This is a genomic window from Streptomyces sp. NPDC055078 (assembly GCF_053607985.1).
Window position 1 is genome coordinate 1 of the sequence record NZ_JBSGUP010000648.1, and the last position, 4655, is coordinate 4655.

The window sequence follows — 4655 nt, forward strand, 5'->3', positions numbered from 1 at the left end:
GACATACGTCGTGGACCGACCGAGCCGCCGAGAATCAGTCCACTCAACCTGGATTGGACTGCGCGTCACACCGATCGGTATGGCTAGGTTTCTCCCATGAGAATCTATGTGGTCGACGCCTTCACCGACCGCCCGTTCGCCGGGAATCCCGCCGGGGTGTGTCTCCTGCCCGCCGGGGAGTGGCCGGAGGACGCCTGGATGCGGCAGGTCGCGGCCGAGTTGAACCACTCGGAGACCGCTTTCGCGCTTCCGCTGTCCGCCACGGCCGACGCGGATTGGGCGATCCGCTGGTTCACCCCGCTCGTCGAGACGAATCTGTGCGGCCATGCCACATTGGCCACCCGGCATGTGCTGCGCACCGAGCGGGGGCTCCTCGGGCCCGTACGGTTCAGCAGCCGGTGGAGCGGTGTCCTCGTCGCCGACGCCCGCGACGACGGCACGATCACCCTGGACTTCCCCGCCGCCCCCGGCACCGAGATCCCCGTGCCGCAGGGCCTGGCGGAGGTGCTCGGTGTCACCCCCGATGCCGCCTTCCGGACGGGCGACCTGGGCGATCTGCTGACCGTACTGCCCGACGAGGCCACCGTCCGCGCCGCGACGCCCGATCCTGCGGCGATGGCCGACCTCACCCGCAGGGAGAAGCTGCGCGGCATCATCATCACCGCCCCGGCGGCGGGCACCGGCCAGGAGTACGACTTCGTCTCCCGCTTCTTCTCCCCCGCCGAGGGCATCCCCGAGGACCCGGTCACCGGCAGCGCCCACACCGCCCTCGCCCCCTACTGGTCCGCCCGCCTGGGCCGCGACGGCCTCACCGGCCTCCAGGCGTCCGCCCGCGCCGGCCTGGTCCGCACCTCCGTGCACGGCGACCGTGTGCACTTGAGCGGCTCCGCCGTGACGGTGCTGGACGGCACGCTGCACGGCTGAGGACTGCCGAGGCCCGTCCCCTCATCAGCCGGCGGGCGGCGGTCCGGTCGCACGGCAGGCGGTCCGGTCGCACGGCAGGACCGCCGGGCAGGCGCCGCCCGGCCCGGCCGCCTGCCCAGCGGACCGGCCGCCCCCGATCGAGCGGCGTAGCCTGGAAAGCGACTCGGGTTCGTACACGCCACCCCGCCCGGGAGGCGAATGGTCATGGCTGGACTCCTGCACAAGAACTTCGACTCGGCGGATGAGACCCGCCCGTTCGAGGACGGCAAGGGCAGACTGGAACTGGTCGACACGGGGAGCGGTCCCGTCGGCCGGGCGGTCTTCGAGCCCGGCTGGAAATGGTCCGAGCACATCAAGCCCATCGCGGGTACCGACAGTTGCCAGGTCGCGCACGCCGGATATGTCGTCAGCGGCCGGATGCGGATCGTGATGGACGACGGGGAGTCCGGCGACGCGGGGCCGGGCGACGTGATCACCATCGATCCCGGCCATGACGCGTGGGTGCTCGGCGATGAGCCCTGTGTCGTCATCGACTGGGTCGGTTTCGGGGAGTACGCGGCACGCCCGGGCTCCTGAACCGCGCAGCCCCCGGCGATGCCCCGCCGCTGCGCGCTTCCGCCCCAGAAGCGCCTGGGCAGCGGCAGGGGTCACCGGACCCGTAGACCTGTCCCCTCCGCGCGCCCTCGATCGAGCTGACGTACACCGTTGCCACCCGGGCCGCCGGGACCGCCTCCCTGCCGGGGCAGAAGGGGCCCGTGGGCGGGCAGGGACTCCTCGGCGCAGCGGCCGGAACACGGCGTCACCCGCCGCGACCGCGCCTGAGACCGGCCCCGCTCGGACGCTGCCCAGCGGGATCGGAACGCGGGCGCGGGAGGCGAGGCCCGGACGCCACGGCCGGCCGACGCCGCGAAGGGGCGCGTCCTGGGCGTGACCCGGGGTCGACCACGGCCGACGGCGCCCCCGGAGCGCTCGCCGAGGTGCGGACCCGCTCGCCCCTTACGACATCCGCGACCTCGTGAACATCGCCCTCGCTCACCCCCCGGCCTTCGAGCCGGACGAAGGCTGGAACTACTCCAGCACCGGCTATCTGCTGGCAGGCATGATCATCGAGAGGGTGACCGGCCGCCCGTACGGCGCGGAGATCCACCGGCGCGTCATCAGACCGCTCGGCCTGCACGACACGTATCTGCCGGACATCGCCCCGGCGATCCCGGGACCGCACCCGCGCGGGTACGTACGGCCGGGCAAGGACGCGCCGCTCAGGGACATCACGGCGATCAACCCCTCGGTCGGCGGCCCGGCCGGAGAGATGATCTCCAGTGGCACCGACCTCAACCGGTTCCTGGGCGCGCTCGTACGCGGCAAGCTGCTGCGCCCGGCCCAGCTCCGGGACATGATGAGGACCCGGGAGACCGGCAATCCGGACGGCCGGGCGTACGGCCTCGGTCTGGAGAGCAGGCCGCTGCCCTGCGGCGGTCTCTACTGGGGGCACACCGGCGACTTCCCCGGCTATGAGACGGCGGGCGGTGCCACGGTCGGCGGCAGGCAGGCGACGGTCATGGCGAACCTCGGCCCGGGTGGTCCGGACGCGCAGAGCAACGGCATGAAGGCCGTCGTGCAGACGGCACTCTGCGAGGGCAGGGCCCCGGCCGTCCCCGCGTCAGATCCGTGAGGCGCGTCCGGCCGGGGGGACCGCCTCCGCGGCGGGCACCGGGCCCGGGGCGGTGGCGTCGCCGAAGGGGCGGCCACCGAGCTGTTCCCGGTGGTGGGGGGTGAGCCACGCGGTGAGGTCGGGGCCGACCGGGACGATCCCGGTGGGGTTGATGTGGGTGTGGACCTGGTGGTAGTGCCGGGTGATGTGGTCGAAGTCGACGGTGTCCCCGAAGCCCGGGGTCTGGAACAGATCGCGGGCGTACGCCCACAGCACCGGGTCCTCGCTGAGTTTGTTGCGGTTGCACTTGAAGTGGCCGTGGTAGACCGTGTCGAAGCGGACCAGGGTGGTGAACAGCCGGATGTCGGCCTCGGTGATGGTGTCGCCGACCAGATAGCGGCGCGTGGCCAGCCGCTCCGACAGCCGGTCCAGCCGGGCGAACAGCCGCCCGACGACCGTGTCGTACCGGTCCTGGTGGACGGCGAAACCGGCCTGGTAGACGCCGTTGTTGAGATCGCGGTAGACGGCTTCGGCGACCTCGTCGATCTCGTCGCGCAGTGCCTCGGGGTAGAGATCGGGGGCGCCGTCGCGGTGCAGGGCGGTCCACTCGGTCGCGAAGTCCAGGGTGATGCGCTGGAAGTCGTTCGTCACCAGCTTGCCGCTGGGTATGTCGACGATCGCCGGGACGCTGACCCCGCCGGGGTAGTCGCGTTCACGGGCGTCGTACGCCTCGCTGAGGTAGGCGATGCCGAGTACGGGGTCCACATCGCCGGGGTCCAGGGTGAACCGCCAGCTGCGCTCGTCCTGGATGGGGTCGGTGACGGCCAGCGAGATCGCCTCTTCGAGGCCGAGCAGCCGACGGGAGATCAGCGTGCGGTTGGCCCATGGGCAGGCCCGGTTGATCACCAGCCGGTAGCGTCCGGCGGCCACGGGCCAGCCGTCCCGGCCGTCCTCGGTGATCCGGTCCGCGAAATGGCTGGCGGACCGCTTGAACTCGGCCTTGTCGCTGCCGCTGTCCTGGCCGGTGGTGACCATCGGGCCTTCCTTCCTGGGAGCGCGGCACCCCGCCCGGGAGGCTGTGCCACGGATCCGGCACCGCCGCGCTCATGGCCCCCGGGAACAGGGCGGTTCGCGGTACCGGAGAATATATAGTTCGTTAGGCAACGAAGTGTATGGCGGGTGCTCGGCCCGGTCAAAGCCCCGGCGGCACCAGGACCATCGTCCCGCAGGCCGCGCACCGGAGCACGGCGGCGCGCGACTCATCGCCGGTGGCCGGCCCACCCGCCCCGTCCCGCCGGGGCCGTACGCCGTGTGCAGCGCCCGGCCCGGACGCGCGCACGCCGCCGGCCCCGGCGGGACGGTTCGTCAGCCGCCGGTGGCGACCTTCTGCCGGTAGTACATCTCCGCCGCGTCGGCGAACTTCTGGAGGAAGTAGGCGTTCACCCCGGCCCCGGCGAGCGCGCCGAGGAACGGGACCGCTCCGGTGACCGCCTTGGACCCGAGAATCGCCGAGAACTTCACGGCCACCTTCTGGGCGATCTTCTGCAGGAAGGGCTTGCTCAGCTTGGCCAGCGCCTTGCCCCCCTTCTTCCCCGCGATCTTGGCTCCGACGGTGGAGACCCCCGCCCCGGCGCCCGCCGCCAGGGCCTTGGCCATGACCGCGGCACCGTAGGTGGGATAGACGGCGTTGAAGGCGATCCAGCCCGCCGATGCCCCGGCACCGGCCGTGGCCACACTCAGCGCGTCCGGCTCCAGCGCCCCCGACCACAGACCGAGGATGACCGCGAGATCGTCCTCCGCGTCCACCGACGCGTCCAGCTTGAAACCGATCCCCCACGCGCAGATCGACATCTTGTGCAGCAGGAAACCCACATCCGCGGTGAGCGCGACGAGATGCGCGCCGGGGACCGCCATCGCGGCGCCGCCGGCCAGGGCGACCTGCGTCGTCTGGGACGCGCGCCACCCGGCGAGGGTGTCGTACCCGGCGGCTCCCCTGCGCGCCATCTCGGTGTCCCACCCCAGTGAGTTGAACGCGTTCACGAATATGTTCGCGGTGACTTCCGACCCCATGCCCCACCCC

At 72.2% G+C, this 4655-nt stretch carries 4 protein-coding genes and 1 pseudogene; 3 read left to right on the forward strand and 2 right to left on the reverse strand.

All coding sequences use genetic code 11. The features are described 5' to 3' along the window. Positions 1-96 precede the first annotated feature (96 nt). The 3 genes and pseudogenes from ACWF94_RS34005 to ACWF94_RS34015 form a co-directional block, all read left to right on the forward strand. Entirely contained in the window at positions 97-924 is an 828-nt protein-coding gene (locus ACWF94_RS34005) for a PhzF family phenazine biosynthesis protein (RefSeq protein ID WP_453497551.1), read from the forward strand. A 204-nt stretch (positions 925-1128) separates the two neighbouring features. After that, on the forward strand, positions 1129-1500 hold the full coding sequence (locus tag ACWF94_RS34010) for a cupin domain-containing protein (protein ID WP_453497554.1): 372 nt from the start codon (positions 1129-1131) through the stop codon (positions 1498-1500). 421 nt (positions 1501-1921) lie between these two features. Further along, a pseudogene (locus tag ACWF94_RS34015) lies at positions 1922-2596 on the forward strand (serine hydrolase domain-containing protein); the annotation flags it as partial. Here ACWF94_RS34015 and ACWF94_RS34020 read toward each other — a convergent pair. Both ACWF94_RS34020 and ACWF94_RS34025 read right to left on the reverse strand, forming a co-directional pair. Continuing rightward, the gene (locus tag ACWF94_RS34020) at positions 2585-3610 is read right to left on the reverse strand and encodes a glutathione S-transferase family protein (protein WP_453497557.1); all 1026 of its coding nucleotides are present in this window, start codon (positions 3608-3610) and stop codon (positions 2585-2587) included. The pseudogene ACWF94_RS34015 and the gene ACWF94_RS34020 sit on opposite strands and share 12 nt — an antisense overlap. 330 nt (positions 3611-3940) lie before the next feature. After that, the coding region (locus tag ACWF94_RS34025) for a hypothetical protein (RefSeq protein ID WP_453497560.1) at positions 3941-4655 on the reverse strand (715 nt) is incomplete at its 5' end.

Bases quoted from the DNA above. Each gene is read 5' to 3' on its own strand.
- ACWF94_RS34005 (WP_453497551.1), top strand. From the start codon at position 97: ATGAGAATCTATGTGGTCGACGCCTTCACCGACCGCCCGTTCGCCGGG.
- ACWF94_RS34010 (WP_453497554.1), top strand. From the start codon at position 1,129: ATGGCTGGACTCCTGCACAAGAACTTCGACTCGGCGGATGAGACCCGC.
- ACWF94_RS34020 (WP_453497557.1), bottom strand. From the start codon at position 3,610: ATGGTCACCACCGGCCAGGACAGCGGCAGCGACAAGGCCGAGTTCAAG.